The following is an 18342-nucleotide window of genomic DNA, read 5'->3' as shown; positions in this document are numbered from 1 at the left end:
AAAACAAAAGCCGCACGGGTTGCCCAGCGCGGCTTCGAGTCGATAACGCCCCGGTCACGCCCTTACTTCGTCTGGAAGCGGGCGACCGAAAGGAATTTTACGGCATTGCCGGTGAAGCGGTTGGCATCGGCCATCTGGTTGTCCGCCTGGAAGCCTGCGGTGTAGACCTCGCTCGGCGGCGTATGCACGATGTTGTAGGCATAGCGCGGCGCAGTCGTCGGGCTGGAAACGGTGGCGATGTTGTCGCCGCTGCTCAGCGCCCAGCGCGTCGCCTGCGGTTCGGCCGCCACCACCACTGCCTTCGGTCCTGGCTTCAGGTCGCGAGCCGAAGCCCTTGCTTCCTTGCGTGTCGTCTTGACGCCGGCGCCGATCACCGAGGCTGGATCGGTACCGGCGGGACGGGCAGCAATAGCACCGCGCGGCGATGCGGCATCGACACCTGACGGATCGTTGAACGCCGAGCGAGGCTCGAGCGACGCAACCTGATAGTCGTCGGTAGCACCGGCTGTATCGGCGGCGCTGGCCTGTTCGAGAACCGCCTTGACCTCGTCCGGACGCTGCGACGGCAGCACCGAGAACGCGTCGGTTGCGGTCTGCTTGTGGGCAGCCGTATCGGCCAGCGCCAGCAGAACGCCCTTGTCCTGCGGCGCAAGCTCAGCCGGCGGCGAAGAGCGGTCGGGACGCCAGGTCGGCAACGGGACGTTGACCGCGACCTGCGCCGGAGCGGCAGCTTGATCGGCCCCCTGGTCGGCATTGCTCGCATCGGCCGTGCCGAACGGCACATTGGCCGGCGCCTGCGCCGTCGCCACCGTCTGTTCGGTGGTGGCATCGGCCACGCCGAACGGCACGGTCTCAGGTTGTTGCGCGCCGACATCGGCCTTCGGCCGCGGTGCGAAAGCGGGCAGCGGCACTTCCTTGGCGGGCAGCGCGGCGATGATCGTCTCCGGCGTGTCCTGCGGCTCCGAATCGTCAGCGCTGTCGTCGGCAAGCTGCGGAATGTTGGCGCGCTTGGCGTTCTGCGGCGACACGATCGCGATGCCAGGCAGATTGCTGTTGTTGTTGCTCGTGGCAGCCAGCACCGGCTTCACGCTTCTCGGCGGCGGCGCGGCGGTAGCGACATCGGCGCTGTCGTCGGCTTCGTCTTCACCGCCACCGCCAAAGAACGCGGACAGGAAGCCACCGGATTTCTTGGTGCTGCCGCCTGCGCTGGCCATCATGATGGCAGGAGAACCGGCGCCCTTGCGCGCCTTGTAGGAGGCGAGCGCTTGGTCATAACCCGGCAACGGCCTGCCGTCGCTCGGCACATGCAGCGTCTTGCCATTGGGGAACAGGCTGACCAGTTCCTGGCGGCTGATGCCTGGCCAATGCCGCACATTGCCGACGTCCATGTGGACGAAGGGCGAACCCGACGACGGATAGTAGCCGACGCCGCCGCCCTGCATCTTCAGGCCGATGTTGCGCAGCTTTTTCAGCGGCACACCCGGAATGTAGAAGTCCATCGCCTTGCCCAGCATATGCTGGCTTTCCTTGGCGACACCGCGGCTGCGGCTGCGCAGCATCGAATTGGTCGACGGCGAGCGATAGCCGCAAACGACCTGGATGTAGTCGGTGGCGCCGGCCTGCCGGTAAGCTTCCCACACCAGATCGAGCAGGCGCGGATCCATCTTGGTCGGTTCGTTGCGACGCCAGTCGCGCAGGATGATGTTGATCTTCCTGAGGCCTGCCGGATCGTAGCGGCCATTGCGCTTGTAGACGATCTCGGCCTTTTCGTGCGTGTGGAGGTGATAGAGCTTGAGCGAGCGCGTTTCAGCGCTGGCGCCGGCAGCAGTTGCGGCGAGGAAAGCGAACGCAACGATCAACGCTGCCAGCCATCTCGGCCAGACGCCCATGTGATCGCGCCGCCCGTTTCTGTGTCGTTCGACTTTGTTCAAATCAAAAGGCCTTGCAGGCTGCCGTTTGTCCCCGGATTTGTCCAAACGGATGCGTGGTTCTCACATCCGAATATCGATCCTAATGGTTAATCATCGCTTATTGAAGCCGAAATGCGGTAACACCGTGGCGATATCCCGTCAAAAATAATACACAGGATTTCTTGGTAAACTGCTGGTTTAGATCAAGATTCAGCCTTTTCCCGCTACACGATCTGTTACCGCTGGCCTTAATGCGTGAACAACGCTGTCCGCATCAGCCATATTCCCGCCCCAACCCTTATGCAGCGCCGGATGTGGCATGGCAAGCTGGTCCCGGCCTTGCGTTGGCAAGCTGTGGAATTCGGCGTTCAGGAGGCAAGGCGGTCGAGGCGGCCGGTTTCCGGGTCGATGCCGTATTCCTTGAGCTTGCGGTAGAGCGTCGAGCGGCCGATGCCGAGACGCCGTGCGACCTCGCTCATCTGGCCGTTGTAATGGTCGATGGCGAGCTTGATCATTTCGAGTTCGACATCGGCCAGCGCACGCACATTGCCACGCTCGTCCAGCGCCCTCAATGTGCCGAAACGCTGAAGCAACCTGGCCGGAGGGGCGAGCTCGGCAGCTGCAGTACCGGCATCATCAGTCTGCGCGCCATCGCCTTGCGATCCGGTGCTCAAGGCCATGCCGGGGTCCGACAAGGACGCATCGGCGTCGAGATTGACGGTGCCGTCGACCTGCGCCCGGATCTGCGGAAATTCGTCAGTCGTGAGCACATCGCCTTCGGCAAGCACCGAGGCCCTGAACACGGCGTTTTCCAGCTGCCTGATGTTTCCCGGCCAATCATAGGCCTGCAGCATGGCCAGTGCGGCATCCGAGATGCCGTGCAGGCGATTGCCCGCCGGCGCCACCTTGTCCATGAAATGCTTGACCAGATAGGGGATGTCGTCGCGGCGGTCGCGCAGCGGCGGCACGACGATCGGGTAAACGTTGAGCCGGTAGAACAGGTCCTCGCGAAACTTGCCGTCCTTGACCTGCTGCAGAAGGTTGCGGTGCGTGGCCGAGATCAGCCTGATGTCGACCCTGACGGTGGAACGGCCGCCGACCGGATCGACCTCGCCATCCTGCACGGCGCGCAACAGCTTGACCTGCACGTCGAGCGGCAGGTCGCCGATCTCATCCAGGAACAGGGTGCCCGAATGCGCCTCGACGAACTTGCCGGTGTGCTTTTCGGTGGCGCCGGTGAACGAACCTTTTTCGTGACCGAACAGGATCGATTCGACCAGATTGTCGGGGATGGCGCCGCAATTGACGGTGACGAACGGCTTTGTGCGGCGTTCGCCGCTGCCCTGGATGGCGCGCGCCACCAATTCCTTGCCGACGCCCGATTCGCCCTCGATCAGGATCGGGATGTTGGAGGCCGCAGCCTTCTGGCCGAGGCGGATCACCCGGTCCATCGCCGGGCTGTGCGTGATCATGTCCTTGAAGGTCAGGTGGCCGCCGCGACGCCGCGACGTGCGCTTGACCTCGTCCTCGACCGCCTCGACCTTGAGCGCGTTGCCGACCGCGGTCTGCAGCCGGTCGGGAGACGCCGGCTTGACGACAAAATCGAAGGCGCCGTGGCGCATCGCCGAAACCACCGTTTCGATGCCGCCCTGCGCAGTCTGCACGATGACGGGAACAGTGATGCCGCGCTCGCGCATCGCCTTCAGCACGCCGATGCCGTCGAGGCCCGGCATGACAAGGTCGAGGATGACTGCCGAAATATCCCTCGCATTGGGTCCGTCAAGCGCGCTCAGACCGGCCTCGCCGCCATGGGCAACGATGGCGCTGTGGCCGAATTTCGTCACCGCCGCCTCGAGCAGCCGGCGCTGCACGGGATCGTCATCGACTATAAGAATGGAACCTGTCATGACTGATTTGAGTTGCCCGCCTGGGAAATTCCCATGGATCATCTTGGCACAGGGTTCTAAACAATGTTTCAAAAAACCCGGTGAACGAATTCCTTAGGATTTGACCGGCTTGTCCTTTCCCCTTGATTCCAGAAGGTAATTGTTGATGAGCAGGATTCTCGGTCGGCAGCTTACGGCGGTAGCGTCCGGTCAGGGCGCGGCGGAACTCGGCGACCTGCCGGAATGGAATCTCGCCGACCTCTATTCCGGCATGGAAGCACCCGAACTGAAGCGCGACCTTGCCAAGGCGGCGGCCGATGCCGTCGCCTTCGAGAACCGCTGGAAGGGCACGCTGGCTGCGGAGGCCGAGCGCGGCAGCGCCGGCAGGCTTGGCGAGGCGCTGACAGCCTATGAGGCGCTGGAGGAACTGATCGGCCGCATCGTCTCCTATGCCGGCCTGATCTATGCCGGCAACACCGCCGATCCGCAGCGCGCAAAGCTCTATGGCGACATCCAGGAGAAGATGACCGACGCCAGCGCGCATCTTTTGTTCTTCGCGCTGGAGCTGAACCTGATCGACGACAAGGCGCTCGAAGCAGCCCTCGCCGCCGACGCCGGCTTTGCCCATTACCGCCCCTGGGTGCTCGACCTCAGAATGGACAAGCCCTACCAGCTCGAGGACCGGGTCGAGCAGCTGTTCCATGAGAAATCGATCACCGGACGCGGTGCCTGGAACCGGCTGTTCGACGAGACGATGACCGATCTGCGCTTCGACATAGACGGCGAGGAACTGACGCTGGAGCCGGCGCTGAACCGCCTGCAGGACGCCGATGGGGAGGTCCGCCGCCGCGCCTCCGAAGCGCTGGCCGCAACCTTCCGCAAGAGCCTGCGCACCTTCACGCTGATCACCAACACGCTGGCCAAGGACAAGGAGATTTCCGACCGCTGGCGCGGCTTCGAGGACATCGCCGATTCACGCCATCTCGCCAACCGCGTCGAGCGCAGCGTGGTCGATGCGCTGGCGTCGGCCGTGCGCGAAGCCTATCCGCGCCTGTCGCATCGCTACTACGCGATGAAGGCGCGCTGGCTCGGCATGGAGGTGATGAACCACTGGGACCGCAACGCCCCCTTGCCCGAGACGCCGCAGGCCGTGATCCCTTGGGACGACGCCAGGAACACCGTGCTGTCGGCCTATCAGCGCTTTTCCCCCGATATGGCGGAGATCGCCCGCGTCTTCTTCGACCGCAACTGGATCGACGCGCCGGTCAGGCCCGGCAAGTCGCCCGGCGCCTTCGCGCATCCGACCGTGCCTTCGGCGCACCCTTACGTGCTGCTAAACTACATGGGAAAGCCGCGCGATGTGATGACGCTGGCGCATGAACTCGGCCACGGCGTGCATCAGGTGCTGGCCGGCGGCCAGGGCGCCCTGATGGCTTCGACGCCGCTGACTTTGGCCGAGACGGCCTCGGTGTTCGGCGAGATGCTGACCTTCCGTTCGCTGCTCGACCAGACCACCGACAAGCGCGAGCGCAAGGCGATGCTCGCCCAGAAGGTCGAGGACATGATCAACACGGTCGTGCGCCAGATCGCCTTCTACGAGTTCGAGCGCAAGGTGCATGCAGAGCGCAAGAACGGCGAACTGACCTCCGACAAGCTCGGTCAGTTCTGGCTCGAGGTGCAAGCAGAAAGCTTGGGGCCGGCGATCAAGCTGCGCGAGGGCTATGAGGTCTTCTGGACCTACATCCCGCACTTCGTCCACTCCCCCTTCTACGTCTACGCCTATGCCTTTGGCGACTGCCTAGTGAACTCGCTGTACGCGGTCTACCAGAACGCCGAGCATGGCTTCCAGGACAAGTATTTCGAGATGTTGCGCGCCGGCGGCACCAAGCATCACTCGGAGCTTCTCGCCCCCTTCGGCCTCGACGCCACCGACCCCGCCTTCTGGCAGATCGGGCTTGGCGTGATCGGCGGCCTGATCGACGAGTTGGAAGCGCTCGACAGTTAATGCGCGCACCCATTGGACCGATGGCGCAGAGTGACAGGTTCAGGAGCGGTCTCGACTTTGCGGAATCGCAGAACAGTTTAGCCGGAATGCATGTGACGGCAGCGTTGTTCTTGTTCTAAATATCTGTTCTTGAATAACTCTCCGGCGAAATTTTCCGTTAGCTTTCCCGAAGCCGTATGATAGCTTTCCGACCGAAGCTCAGCCGGGCGCGCGGCTTAAGGCCGGACAGCATCCCGGCCCATGGCAGCGGTCTGACGAATGCGACAGCGACGGTTGGCAATGGGCGGGAAAGCCGAACGCCGACAGTCGACGACAGACCGGCTGTTCCCTGAGCCGCCGAACCACATTGGATGATCCGATCTGCCAAGGTCATGACTTGGGACGGCGGCGGACGGATCCGACTGGAGAGAGACGATGACCTTCTTTTACATTGTCCTGGCGTTCCTTGTAGGCGTGTTGGTTGGCTGGTTTATCTGGGGCCGGCTGCGCGGCGAACTCGACAGCTTGCGGGGTGATCTCGACCGCACCCGCAGCGAGCGTGACAGACTGCGCGCCGACGCCGATCGCCTGACCGGCGAACTCGACGCCTGCGGCAAGACCCGCACCGATCTCGAACGCCGGCTGCGTGAAACATCGGCTCCATCCACCAAGCCTTCAAGTTCGGCGCCGGCTGCGCTGGTATCGACAGCGGCAACGGCCAAGTCCGCCCGGGCCGCGAAACCGGCCCCCGCCAAACCCGCCGCGGCCAAACCAGCTGCGGCCAAATCCGCGGCCGCAAAACCAGCGGCCAGCAAACCTGCCGCCGCCAAGGCCGCGCCCAAAGCCGCGGCTTCAAAGCCCGCCGCCGTCCCGAAGAAGGCCGCCCCGGCAGCTGGGAAGGCCGACAATTTGCGTCGCCTGATCGGTATCGGCCCGGTCAACGACAAACTGCTCAAGGGCCTTGGCGTCACGACCTACGCGCAGATCGCCGGCTGGACCGCGGCCGACGTCAAGCGCATCGAGGACACGCTGAATTTCGACGGCCGCATCGCTCGCGAAAAGTGGGTCGAGCAGGCCAAGCTACTTGCCGCCGGCGACGAAAAGGAGTTCGCACGCCAATTCCCGAGCGCCGGGACCGCCAACAACAGCTGATCTGTCATCGGCAACATAACCAGAAGGCGGCGCTCTCGGGCGCCGTCTTTGTTTTTGCATTCGCCACTGTCTTTGCGCCCTGCGACGCCGCTCCCTCGATTGCACGCCGCCCGGCCCCTATATAGAGCGGTTCTGGCGTCATCGACCGCAGTACCCGAGCCCCATGCCCCTGCCCTCTGCCATTTTCCGCAATGATGAAAGCGGCCGTCAGTTGGTCTTCGACCACCCGGCCGACATCATCATTGCCTATGATGCCAAGGATTTTCTGCCAGCGCTGGTGGCCGCGCAGGCGGCGAGCGATGCCGGCAAATGGCTGGCCGGCTATTTCTCCTACGAAGCGGGCTATCTGCTCGAACCGAAACTGGTGCCGCTGCTGCCTGAAGGCCGGCGCGCGCCATTGGTTTGTCTGGGTGTCTTCGATGCTCCGGCCGAAGAGGCCGTGCCGCGCAACGATGCGCCGGCCACCAATGGCCCCATCTTCGACGCCAGGGCCAGTTGGTCCGCTCAGGACTACGCCAAACGCTTCGCGCGCCTTCACGACCACATCCGCAAGGGCGATTGCTACCAAGGCAACCTGACCTTTCCGGTCCGTGCCCAATGGTCGGGCGATCCGCTTGCTGCCTTCGACGCACTGACAGGACGCCAGCCGGTCAAGTATGGCGCGCTGATTTCGCTCGGCGATCCCATCGTCTTGTCGCGTTCGCCCGAGCTGTTCTTCGAGATCAATGCCGAAGGCATGATCGAAACCCATCCGATGAAGGGCACCGCACCGCGCGGCGCGACCAAGGCCGAGGACGCGCGGTTGAAGTCCTTCTTGCGCAGCGACGAAAAGAACCAGGCCGAGAACCGGATGATCGTCGATCTCCTGCGCAATGACATCTCACTGATCAGCGAGGTCGGCACGCTGGAAGTCCCGGAACTGTTCCGCATCGAGAGCTACCCGACCGTCCACCAGATGGTGAGCCGTGTGCGGGCGAAGCTTCTGCCTGATCTCGGCATCCGCCAAATCTTTGGCGCGCTGTTTCCCTGCGGCTCGATCACAGGCGCGCCGAAAATCCGCGCGATGGAAATCCTGCACGAGCTGGAAGACACACCGCGCGACGTCTATTGCGGCGCCATCGGCTGGATCGCGCCTGGCGGCATGATGCGCTTTTCGGTGGCGATCCGCACCATATCGCTCTTTTCCAGTGGCGAGGCCGTTTACAATGTCGGCGGCGGCGTCGTCTTCGATTCGACGGCGCAAGAGGAGTATCAGGAGTGTCTGCTGAAGGCGCGCTTCGCGACGGGGACACCGCCGATTTCGAGCTGATCGAGACCATGCGCTGGGAGCCCGGCCAGGGCTTTCTGCGCTTCGAACGCCATCTCGCGCGCCTTTACGGCTCGGCGGAAGAACTCGGCTTTGCCTGCGATCCGCAGCGGATCGGCGAGGTGCTGGCGAATACTATCGGGGCGCAGCTGACGGCGCTGCGCACCCGGCTCGTCCTGCAGCGCAATGGCGAAGTGACCGCCTCGGTCCAGCCCTATGAGCCGTTCGCCGCCGACAAGGTCTGGCGGCTGCAGCTGGCACGGGTGCGGCTCTCCTCCACCGACACGCTGCTGCGCCACAAGACCGGCCGGCGGCAAGTCTACACTCACGCCCGCTCCGAATATCTGATCACCCAGGCCGACGAAGTGTTGCTCGCAAATGAGCGCAGTGAAATCTGCGAAGGCACCATCACCAACGTCTTCGCCGATTTCGGTGATGGCATGCTGATGACACCCAGGCTCGACTGCGGCCTGCTGCCTGGCGTATTGCGCGCCGAGCTGCTGGACGAAGGCCGCGCCCAGGAGGCGATCTACAGCTATGACGAGTTGAAATCCGCCAAAACACTGTTCGTCGGCAATTCTCTGCGCGGCTTGATCCCGGCAACATTGGCCTGATACGAAGCGGCTGCGAGAATAACCGCCGGCATTGGACACTTTCTAGCGAAGCATGAATTCTCGTCAGCCCACGCACACGCCCTATGATGGCTCCTCAAAGCTCTTCACCATCGGGCTGAAGCCGCTCGAGCTCGACAAGTGGATCGAGGTCGACCGGTATCTCTTCGACCATCTCGCCGAAAAGCGCCGGCTCTATGCCGAAATTCCCGACAAGGTGTTTGTCGAGGAAGACGGCACGCGCGACACCCAGCGCGAAGTGCGCGGCCTCATCGAAGCACATCTGCTGTCGACATTTCCCGGGATGTACCGGCGCACCAATGCCGGGGTTGAGGTCATTGGCGCCAAAGCCGACTCTGACGCCACCTTCCCCGATGCCCCGCTGGTCGCAGCGTCGCTGCTCGTCCAGGAAGACCTGATCCTGATGCGCCGTGACGACACGGGCTGGCGACTCGCCGCCGGCTCGCTGTGCTTCCCGTCATCCTGGTCGCTGGTCGAAAAATTCGGCCGGCCGCTGCAGCAGATCCACGCACCGGTGCCGGGCTTCGGTCCGGGCACCAGGCCGGCCGAGCTCATCAACCGCATGTTCGACGGCCTGCAGGGCCAGGCCGTCGAACGCTTCAACTGGTCGATCCAGGCCGGCGACGCGCTCTATCATCCGCTCTCCAATGTCGAGCGCATCGACCGCGCCACCAGGCGCCCCTCGCGATTTCCCGACGGCGACGTCAACACCCACGCCTTCATCCGCGTGGAGCGCCAGACGCTGCGCAAACTGCCTCTGTCGCGCGACATCCTGTTCACCATCCGCATCCATCTCGACCCGCTGAAAGTGCTGGCGCGGCATCCCGACCGGGCAACGCTTGCCGCCTCTTTCGCGGCGCAATTGCAGGCGCTGGATGAGGCTCAACTCGACTACAAGGGGATGACATCAGACCGTGACCGGCTGGTGCAACGCCTGCAAACCATGGCTCAGGAGTGACGATGGTCCGACATGTTCTGAAGCTAGCCGTCCTGCTCGGTGCATTCCTGGCGTTGCCGGCAACAGCGCATGCGGAACCGGTGACCTATGCGGGGAAGCTCGGCAACATCGACATCGTCGTCGAGTTTACCGGTGATCCGGCGACGGCTGGAGAGGCACTGGCGGCGCGCTATTTCTACCGCTCCAAGGGCGTCGATATTCCTCTGCAGGCGAAGTCGAGCAAGGGCGCCACCTTTCAATTGGCCGAGGAAGAAGCCTGCGATGCCAAGAAGTGCGGCGACGGCCAGGCTCCACCCATCGGCGCCGTCTGGCGGTTGAGTTCCGCCGACAAGGGCAAGACGCTGGAAGGCACCTGGACGGCCAAAAAGACCCTGCCGCTGAAGCTGACAAGGATCGCCAGCCGTGCCCAGACGGAGACGCCGGCGACGACGCCACGCGATCTCTATGATTTCACCGACATGACATTCTCGGGTGACGATGCGCCGATCACCATGGCGGCATCGCCCTACGACTATCTCAAGCTGGATTTCGCGCCCAAGGCAGACGCCAAGGAAGGTTGGCCGGATGCAGCCTACAACTATGTCACCGATCCGCGCACCAAATTCGCCAGGCCGCGCATCGTCGATCTCGCCGGCAGTGCGCCGATCGAAGCCGCCAATGCCTTGCTGCAGAACCGCCATTGGCATGACAGCCTCAGCGCCTTGACGTGCGCGGCGCTGCAATATGCCGGTTTCCACGACGGGCCGCCGATGGAGGGCATGGACGACGATTCGCTTGGCGGCTATGAAGACACGACGTCCAAAGTTACGTCATTGACGCCGAAGCTGATGAGCTGGTCGGAATCCGGCAGCCTCTATTGCGGCGGTGCGCATCCGAACAACTATTCCGACGCCTATGTCATGGACGTGCGCCGTGGCGCCTTGCTTACCCTTCAGGACATGTTTTCCGATACGGTCGACGGCAAGCCAGGCCCCTCGCTGGCCACCTTCGTCAAGGAGAAGCGCAAGAAGCCAAGCGACCAGACCGAGGTGGATTACGAGGCCGAATGCGGCATCGACGATTTGATCAGCGACTATCTCGGCGCCAGCCTGAAGCGCGATGGCGACAGGCAGGTTCTGGTCTTCGGGCTGCAAGGTTTGCCCAACGTCATCCAGGCTTGCGGCGACGATCTCGTTGAAATGCCGGTCTCCGAAGCACAAGCGCTGTTCACACCGGAATTCGCGAAACTGCTCGAACCGTAGGCGCATCTGCGCCGTCGGGAACTAACCTTATCCCTGCTTTTCGCTTTATTGTGACAATGATCTATGGTTTGTCGCGCGGCGGTCGAACGGCCGTTTTGGCGCGTTGCTTGAAGGAGTGCTCGATAAAATGGCGAATGAAAACTGGCCCGTTTACGGTGAAATCACCGGCCCTGTCGTGATGATCGGCTTTGGTTCGATCGGACGGGGAACGCTGCCTCTGATCGAGCGCCATTTCAAATTCGACAAGTCTCGCATGACGGTCATCGACCCGCTCGACACCGACCGCAAGCTGCTCGACGAGCGCGGCATCGCCTTCGTGCAGGAGCACGTGACCGAGAAGAACTACAAGAAACTGCTGACGCCGCTTTTGACCAATGGTGGCGGCCAGGGCTTTTGCATCAATCTGTCGGTCGATACCGGCTCGGTCGACCTGATGCGGCTCTGCCGCAAGCTCGGCGTGCTCTACATCGACACCGTCGTCGAGCCGTGGCTCGGCTTCTATTTCGACGCCAAGGCCGGCAATGCCAGCCGCACCAACTACGCGCTGCGCGAAGCCTTGATCAAGGAGAAGCACGACAAGCCCGGCGGCGCTACCGCGGTTTCGACCTGTGGCGCCAATCCGGGCATGGTCTCGTGGTTCGTCAAGCAGGCGCTGCTGAACCTTGCCGGCGACCTCGGCCTCGAGTTTTCCGAACCCGCGCAGGACGACCGTGACGGCTGGGCGAAGCTGATGAAGAAGGCCGGCGTCAAGGGCATCCACATCGCCGAGCGCGACACCCAGCGCACCAAGAAGCCGAAGCCGATGAACGTGTTCTGGAACACCTGGTCGGTCGAAGGTTTCATCTCGGAAGGGCTGCAGCCGGCCGAGCTCGGCTGGGGCACGCATGAGAGATGGATGCCGAAGAACGGCAAGGAGCACAAGCATGGCTCCAAGGCTGCGATCTATCTCGAACAGCCCGGCGCCAACACCCGCGTGCGCTCTTGGTGCCCGACGCCGGGCGCGCAATACGGTTTCCTGGTGACGCACAATGAGGCGATCTCGATCGCCGACTTCTTCACCGTGCGGTCGAAGAAGGGCAAGGTGCAATACCGCCCGACCTGCCACTATGCCTATCACCCCTGCAACGACGCCGTGCTGTCACTCCACGAAATGTTCGGCGCTGCCGGCAAGCCGCAGCCGGTCCACCATGTGCTTGACGAAAACGAGCTGGTCGACGGCGTGGACGAGCTTGGCGTGCTGCTCTACGGCCATGCCAAGAACGCCTACTGGTACGGTTCGCAGCTGTCGCTGGCCGAAGCCCGCAAGCTGGCGCCCTACCAGAACGCTACCGGCATGCAGGTCACCTCGGCCGTGCTCGCCGGCATGGTCTGGGCGCTGGAAAACCCCGAAGCCGGCATCGTCGAGGCCGACGAGATGGACTACAAGCGCTGCCTGGAAGTGCAGTCCCAGTATCTCGGACCAGTCAAGGGCTACTACACCGACTGGACGCCGCTCGATAACCGTCCGGGCCTGTTTCCCGAGGACCTCGACAAAAGCGACCCGTGGCAATTCCGCAACATCCTCGTTCGATAGCGGTTCCATACCCCTGCCTCACTGCCTTGCAATCGCCCGGAAATCGGGCGATTGAAGGGATGCGGACGAGAGCAGTGTGCATCCATTTGGACGCACGAGGGACGGCTCTGGAAACTTGAGGCCACGCACATCGTGTTCCCCAAAACGTCGTTTGACGATTGGGCCGATGCGTCAGGAGAGGATTTGATATGACGATTGTGCGCAAAATTCTTTCTGCGGGCGCGGCGGGCGTTCTTGCGACGATGCTTGCCGCCTGCACCACCGGCGGCTCCGACGGGCCACCGATCTCATCGCAGGCGCGAGGCGTCGAAGGCTCATGGCTGAACGCCGAAGGCAAGGCGGTCTCGACATTGAACGGCGGCGTCTTCACCACCGTTTCGGCGGAGACCGGTGAGAAATTCGCTGACGGCAGCTACACCAAGACCGGCGCCACCTCGGTCGAGATCAACGGAACCTCGCTGATCCGGCAGCAGCCAATCGCTTTCAACTGCCTGCTGGTGTCCATAAACCAGCTGAATTGCACCAGCTCCGCCGGGCAGAACTTCGTGCTGACCAGGCGCGGCTGAACCTTTCCCATGCGGCTTTGCGGATGGCGGCGCCGCGATGCCGCCGCCTTTTTTATGCCGGCAAACCGATGCCGGTTATCCGCCCTGATTCTTCTTGCATCGCCACAACCGCGATGTGAACATACCCGAAATGCTGGCTGTTATCCTGCAGTCGGGCAAGAGCGTTAAACGCCTTTGATCATATCCGGGAGACGAAGATGAAGAAGCTCGCCGCCATTGCCGCCCTCTCTGCCTCGACACTCGGCCTGTCGGCCGCACCATCCTTTGCCGACTACACGTTGAACATCCTGCATTTCAACGATTGGCACAGCCGCATCGAAGGCAACAACAAATACGAGTCGACCTGCTCGGCCGAGGAAGAGACCAAGGGTGAGTGCATCGGCGGCGCCGGCCGGCTGGTCACCGCGATCGCACAGGAGCGCAAGAAGCTCGAAGGCCAGAACGTGCTGCTGCTCAATGCCGGCGACAGCTTTCAGGGATCGCTGTTCTACATCACCTACAAGGGCACGGCGGAGGAGGAATTCCTCAATCAGATCAAGCCCGACGCGGTGACGCTCGGCAACCACGAATTCGACGATGGCGAGAGCGCGCTGGTGCCTTATCTCGACAAGGCGAAGTTCCCGATCGTCAGCGCCAATGTCGTGCCCAACGACAAGTCCGGCGCCGCAGGCAAGATCAAGCCGTCGATTGTGCTTGAGGTCGGCGGCCAGAAGATCGGCATTGTCGGCGCCGTGACCAACGACACACCGGAACTCGCCTCTCCCGGCCCCAACATTACCATCGAGGACGACGTCAAGTCGATCACCGCCGAGGTCGAGAAGCTGAAGGCGCAAGGCGTCAACAAGATAATTGCCGTCACCCATATCGGCTACAGGCGCGAGCGCGATGTCATCGCCAAGATCCCGGGCATAGATGTGGTGGTCGGCGGCCACAGCCATTCGCTTCTGTCCAACACCGACCCGAAGGGGGAAGGCCCCTATCCGACGATGGTCGACAACCCCGACGGCTCCAAGGTGCCTGTCGTGCAGGCCGCGTCCTATTCGAAATATCTCGGCGAATTCAAGGTCGTGTTCGACGACAACGGCAACGTCAAGGAAGCCAGCGGCGACCCGATCTTCCTCGACAAGTCGATCATCCCCGATCCGGCCGTTCTTGCCCGCATCAAGGAGCTCGGCGCGCCGATCGAGGCGCTGAAGAACAAGGAAGTGGCCGAGACCACCGAGGCCATCGACGGCAGCCGCGAAAGCTGCCGCACCAAGGAATGCGCGATGGGCAATCTCGTCTCCGACGCCATTCTCGACCGCGTCAAGGGACAGGGCGTCGAGATCGTCGTCTCCAATGGCGGCGGCCTGCGTGCTTCGATCGACAAGGGCACCGTCACCATGGGCGAGGTGCTGACCGTGCTGCCTTTCCAGAACACGCTGGCGACCTTCCAGATTTCCGGCAAGGATCTGGTTGCCGGGCTGGAAAACGGCGTCAGCCAGGTCGAGGACGGCGGCGGCCGCTTCCCGCAGGTGGCAGGTCTCAAATACTCCTTCGACAAGTCGGTCGCGCCCAATGCCGGCCGAGTCAAGTCGGTCGAGGTGATGCAGAACGGTGCCTGGGCGCCGATCAATCCGGACAAGGACTATCTGGTCGCCACCAACAATTACGTCCGCCAGGGCGGCGACGGCTACAAGGTCTTCGCCGAGAAGGCCAAGAACGCCTACGATTACGGCCCCGGCCTCGAACAGGTGGTTGCCGACTATCTCGCGGCGCACCGGCCCTATACGCCGAAGCTCGACGGCCGCATCACCGAGGTCGCGGCAACCGTAGCGGCTGCCCCGGCCGCCGAGCCGGCAAAACCAGCCGAACCGGCACCTGCTCCAGCGGAACCGGCAAAACCGGCCGAGGCTGCACCGGCGGAGCCGGCGATGCCCGCATTGCCGGCAGGCTCCGGCGACATCACCACCACGCCGCCGACTGTCCCGGCGGAAACCGCCCCGGCAACGCCGGCTCCGGCCGAACCGGCAAAACCGGCCGAAGCCGCACCTGCTCCGGCAAAGCCGGCTGACGCCGCCCCGGCCGAAGCCAGCCATGTCATCGTCGCCGGCGATACCTATTGGGATCTCGCCAAGAAGGCCTACGGCGACGGCGCCAAGTGGAAGGTGATCTCCGAGGCCAACAAAGGCTACGAACCACGCCGGCTTCCTGTCGGCGCGACCTTGACCATTCCGGCGAAGTAACCTCGCTTCGCACTTGCGACCAGCAAAACCCGTCCGGGTAACCGGACGGGTTTTTGGCTTTCAGGGTAAGGTGCGGCCAGACGCGGCATTGAAAACTCGCGCCACATCGCTAGGTTCGCCCGACATCGTCGGTTTCGCGGTGTCGGGAGACCTTCATGACGCTTTCCACGCCTGTCGACCCCAAAGCCGCGAAAGCGCTCGACCCGCTGCCGGCCGGACATCCGCCGGTAAAGGCAGGCAAGATCGGCGTCATGTTGGTCAATCTCGGCACGCCGGACGGTACCGATTTCAAGCCGATGTGGCGCTATCTCCGCGAATTCCTGTCCGATCCGCGCGTCATCGAACTCAACAAGGCGATCTGGTATCCGATCCTCTACGGCTTGGTGCTGACCACCAGACCGAAGAAGTCCGGCGCCAATTACGCCAGGATATGGAACCGCGAGAGGAACGAGTCGCCGCTGCGCACCTACACCCGCGCGCAGGGCGAAAAGCTGGCCGCAGCGCTCATCGACCTACCCGATGTCGTGGTCGACTGGGCGATGCGCTACGGCAACCCCTCGACCGCGAGCGTCGCTCAAAGGCTGGTCGAGCAAGGCTGCGACCGCATCCTGTCGTTCCCACTCTACCCGCAATACTCCGCGACCACCACCGCGACCGCCAACGACCAGCTGTTTCGCGCCTTGATGAAGATGCGCCGCGCGCCTGCCGTGCGCAGTGTTCCGCCCTACTATGACGAGCCGGTCTACATCGAGGCGCTCGCCCATTCGATCGAACGGCATCTGGCAACGCTAGACTTCGAGCCCGAGGTGGTCATCACCTCCTATCACGGCATCCCGAAGCCCTATTTCGAGAAGGGCGATCCCTATCACTGCCACTGCCAGAAGACGACACGGCTGTTGCGTGAACGACTGGGGTGGGATGAAAAGAAGCTGATCATCACCTTCCAGTCGCGCTTCGGCGCCCAGGAATGGCTGCAGCCCTACACCGACAAGACGGTCGAGAAACTGGCGAAGGACGGCGTGAAATCGATCGCCATCGTCAACCCAGGCTTTTCCGTCGACTGCATCGAGACGCTGGACGAAATCGGCCGCGAGGCGGCCGAGACCTTCCATCACGCCGGCGGCGAGAAATTCGCCCACATCCCGTGCCTCAACGACAGTGCAGAAGGCATGGCGGTGATCGAGGCGATGGTGCGGCGCGAGCTGTCGGGCTGGGTCTGAGGCCGCCACGTTGCGGCGATCGATCGCCGCAGTTGCGCTATTCCATGCACTAATAATCAACGATCACCTGATTGTAACATTATTGAAACACACCTAAGTGTTTGGTGAAGTCGGTTGCATGGAATCAACGCCATGGCCGGCATCTGAGGGAGATTCAAATGGACTTCAGTGGTTTCGGTATTGCGATTGGTGCGCTTGCCTTTCTGGTATTGGTGCTTCTTATCAAAGGCATCCGGACAATCCCGCAAGGCTATAATTATACGGTGGAGCGCTTTGGTCGTTACACCAAAACACTAAGCCCCGGCCTCAACCTCATCGTGCCGTTCGTCGACCGAATCGGCGCCAAGATGAACATGATGGAGCAGGTGCTCGACGTTCCGAGCCAGGAAATCATCACGCGCGACAACGCCATTGTGGGCGTCGACGGCATCGCCTTCTACCAGATCCTCAATGCGGCCCAGGCCGCCTACCAGGTCGCCGGCCTGGAGAACGCCATCCTCAATTTGACGATGACCAACATCCGTACCGTCATGGGTTCGATGGACCTCGACGAACTGCTGTCGAACCGCGACGCCATCAACGAACGGCTGCTGCGCGTCGTCGACGAAGCGGCGCATCCGTGGGGCATCAAGATTACCCGCGTCGAGATCAAGGACATCAATCCGCCGGCCAACCTCATCGAATCGATGGGCCGTCAGATGACCGCCGAACGCAACAAGCGTGCGCAGATCCTCGCCGCCGAAGGCCTCAAGCAGTCGCAGATCCTCGAGGCCGAGGGCCGCAAGGAAGCCGCCTTCCGCGACGCCGAGGCGCGCGAACGCTCGGCCGAAGCCGAAGCGCGAGCCACCCAGGTTGTATCGGAAGCCATCTCAAAGGGCGACGTGCAGGCACTCAACTACTTCGTGGCGCTGAAATACACTGAAGCGATGGGCAAGATCGGCACCGCCAACAACAGCAAGGTCGTGCTGATGCCGATGGAAGCCTCGGCGCTGATCGGCACGCTCGGCGGCATAAGCGAGATCGCCAGGGAGGTGTTCCGCAGCGAAGGTACCGCCGGCGCCGCCAGGCAAGCCGCCCGCCCTCCGGTGGTTCGCCCGAATGAGAACTGAGACCTGACGAGAACTGAGGTCGCGAGCATGATCCCGAAAAGTGGGAACCGGTTTTCGGAAAAGATCATGCTCCACAGGAAGTAGGAGCGCACTCCCATGTTCGACCGCATCATTTCCGAACTTGGTCCGTGGAACTGGATGGTTCTGGGCTTCGTCCTCCTGGTGATGGAGGTCATCGCGCCAGGAATATTCATGCTGTGGATCGGCATCGCCGCATTGGTGATCGGTGTGATTTCCCTGCTCGTCTGGGACGCAAGCTTCTGGGCCTGGGAAGTCCAGGTCCTCGCCTTCCTGGCCCTGTCGCTGGTCTCGGCCTTTGCCGGAAAGAAGCTGGTTGGTGGGCGTAATACCCCTAGCGACCAGCCGCTGCTCAACCGGCGCGGCGCGCAGTTGGTCGGCAGGATGGCAACGCTGGCCGAGCCGATCAAGGACGGTCGCGGCCGCATCAAACTCGGCGACACACTGTGGCGCGTCTCCGGTCCCGACCTGCCGGCCGGCACGCAGGTGCGCGTCGTCAGTTCGGCCGACACCGATCTGGAACTGACCGTCGAGGCAGTTTGACATTTCGAAAGCGCATGGC

The 18342-nt window shown here is 62.8% G+C and carries 14 protein-coding genes; 12 read left to right on the top strand and 2 right to left on the bottom strand.

Annotated features, from left to right (window positions below; genetic code table 11):
• Positions 1 to 62 precede the first annotated feature (62 nt).
• Both mepK and NLY42_RS13555 read right to left on the bottom strand, forming a co-directional pair.
• Complete coding sequence (gene mepK / locus NLY42_RS13560; RefSeq protein ID WP_023671939.1) at positions 63 to 1889, bottom strand: peptidoglycan L,D-endopeptidase MepK; 1827 nt, start codon at positions 1887 to 1889, stop codon at positions 63 to 65.
• Between the two features lie 389 nt (positions 1890 to 2278).
• The gene (locus NLY42_RS13555; RefSeq protein ID WP_023755020.1) at positions 2279 to 3817 is read right to left on the bottom strand and encodes a sigma-54-dependent transcriptional regulator; all 1539 of its coding nucleotides are present in this window, start codon (positions 3815 to 3817) and stop codon (positions 2279 to 2281) included.
• A gap of 145 nt (positions 3818 to 3962) precedes the next feature.
• Between NLY42_RS13555 and NLY42_RS13550 the strand changes: the two genes are divergently transcribed.
• From NLY42_RS13550 to NLY42_RS13495, 12 genes are all read left to right on the top strand, one after another.
• On the top strand, positions 3963 to 5801 hold the full coding sequence (locus NLY42_RS13550) for a M3 family oligoendopeptidase (protein ID WP_023755021.1): 1839 nt from the start codon (positions 3963 to 3965) through the stop codon (positions 5799 to 5801).
• 414 nt (positions 5802 to 6215) lie between these two features.
• Entirely contained in the window at positions 6216 to 6932 is a 717-nt protein-coding gene (locus NLY42_RS13545) for a helix-hairpin-helix domain-containing protein (protein ID WP_023755022.1), read from the top strand.
• A gap of 163 nt (positions 6933 to 7095) precedes the next feature.
• Positions 7096 to 8241, top strand: coding sequence for an aminodeoxychorismate synthase component I (locus NLY42_RS13540; RefSeq protein WP_023755023.1), 1146 nt, complete (start codon positions 7096 to 7098; stop codon positions 8239 to 8241).
• A complete protein-coding gene (locus NLY42_RS13535) occupies positions 8190 to 8852 on the top strand; it encodes an aminotransferase class IV family protein (protein WP_031244337.1) in 663 nt (220 codons plus the stop codon). The genes NLY42_RS13540 and NLY42_RS13535 overlap by 52 nt, the downstream gene beginning before the upstream one ends.
• Positions 8853 to 8904: 52 nt before the next feature.
• Positions 8905 to 9828, top strand: a complete 924-nt coding sequence (locus tag NLY42_RS13530) for a heme-dependent oxidative N-demethylase family protein (protein WP_023725182.1) — start codon at positions 8905 to 8907, stop codon at positions 9826 to 9828.
• 2 nt (positions 9829 to 9830) lie between these two features.
• Entirely contained in the window at positions 9831 to 11069 is a 1239-nt protein-coding gene (locus NLY42_RS13525; RefSeq protein ID WP_023755024.1) for a hypothetical protein, read from the top strand.
• A gap of 127 nt (positions 11070 to 11196) precedes the next feature.
• Positions 11197 to 12642, top strand: a complete 1446-nt coding sequence (locus tag NLY42_RS13520; protein WP_023686404.1) for a homospermidine synthase — start codon at positions 11197 to 11199, stop codon at positions 12640 to 12642.
• Between the two features lie 188 nt (positions 12643 to 12830).
• Positions 12831 to 13208, top strand: coding sequence for an Omp10 family outer membrane lipoprotein (locus NLY42_RS13515; RefSeq protein ID WP_023686405.1), 378 nt, complete (start codon positions 12831 to 12833; stop codon positions 13206 to 13208).
• 197 nt (positions 13209 to 13405) lie between these two features.
• Entirely contained in the window at positions 13406 to 15433 is a 2028-nt protein-coding gene (locus NLY42_RS13510) for a bifunctional metallophosphatase/5'-nucleotidase (protein ID WP_023744199.1), read from the top strand.
• A 155-nt stretch (positions 15434 to 15588) separates the two neighbouring features.
• Positions 15589 to 16653: a ferrochelatase gene (gene hemH / locus NLY42_RS13505; protein ID WP_023686407.1), complete on the top strand. Its 1065-nt coding sequence runs from the start codon at positions 15589 to 15591 to the stop codon at positions 16651 to 16653.
• Positions 16654 to 16811: 158 nt separating this feature from the next.
• Positions 16812 to 17762, top strand: coding sequence for an SPFH domain-containing protein (locus tag NLY42_RS13500; protein WP_023686408.1), 951 nt, complete (start codon positions 16812 to 16814; stop codon positions 17760 to 17762).
• A gap of 96 nt (positions 17763 to 17858) precedes the next feature.
• Complete coding sequence (locus NLY42_RS13495) at positions 17859 to 18323, top strand: NfeD family protein (RefSeq protein WP_023671953.1); 465 nt, start codon at positions 17859 to 17861, stop codon at positions 18321 to 18323.
• Positions 18324 to 18342 lie beyond the last annotated feature (19 nt).

The sequence above is a fragment of the Mesorhizobium sp. C372A genome, assembly GCF_030323245.1.
In the GTDB taxonomy this organism is placed as follows: Bacteria; Pseudomonadota; Alphaproteobacteria; order Rhizobiales; family Rhizobiaceae; genus Mesorhizobium.
Note: the sequence above shows the minus strand (reverse complement) of the source record. Positions and strands in the feature narration are given on the sequence as shown.

Coding starts and splice junctions, on each gene's coding strand:
- mepK (WP_023671939.1), bottom strand. CDS start 1,889: ATGGGCGTCTGGCCGAGATGGCTGGCAGCGTTGATCGTTGCGTTCGCT.
- NLY42_RS13555 (WP_023755020.1), bottom strand. CDS start 3,817: ATGACAGGTTCCATTCTTATAGTCGATGACGATCCCGTGCAGCGCCGG.
- NLY42_RS13550 (WP_023755021.1), top strand. CDS start 3,963: ATGAGCAGGATTCTCGGTCGGCAGCTTACGGCGGTAGCGTCCGGTCAG.
- NLY42_RS13545 (WP_023755022.1), top strand. CDS start 6,216: ATGACCTTCTTTTACATTGTCCTGGCGTTCCTTGTAGGCGTGTTGGTT.
- NLY42_RS13540 (WP_023755023.1), top strand. CDS start 7,096: ATGCCCCTGCCCTCTGCCATTTTCCGCAATGATGAAAGCGGCCGTCAG.
- NLY42_RS13530 (WP_023725182.1), top strand. CDS start 8,905: ATGAATTCTCGTCAGCCCACGCACACGCCCTATGATGGCTCCTCAAAG.
- NLY42_RS13525 (WP_023755024.1), top strand. CDS start 9,831: ATGGTCCGACATGTTCTGAAGCTAGCCGTCCTGCTCGGTGCATTCCTG.
- NLY42_RS13520 (WP_023686404.1), top strand. CDS start 11,197: ATGGCGAATGAAAACTGGCCCGTTTACGGTGAAATCACCGGCCCTGTC.
- NLY42_RS13515 (WP_023686405.1), top strand. CDS start 12,831: ATGACGATTGTGCGCAAAATTCTTTCTGCGGGCGCGGCGGGCGTTCTT.
- NLY42_RS13510 (WP_023744199.1), top strand. CDS start 13,406: ATGAAGAAGCTCGCCGCCATTGCCGCCCTCTCTGCCTCGACACTCGGC.
- hemH (WP_023686407.1), top strand. CDS start 15,589: ATGACGCTTTCCACGCCTGTCGACCCCAAAGCCGCGAAAGCGCTCGAC.
- NLY42_RS13500 (WP_023686408.1), top strand. CDS start 16,812: ATGGACTTCAGTGGTTTCGGTATTGCGATTGGTGCGCTTGCCTTTCTG.
- NLY42_RS13495 (WP_023671953.1), top strand. CDS start 17,859: ATGTTCGACCGCATCATTTCCGAACTTGGTCCGTGGAACTGGATGGTT.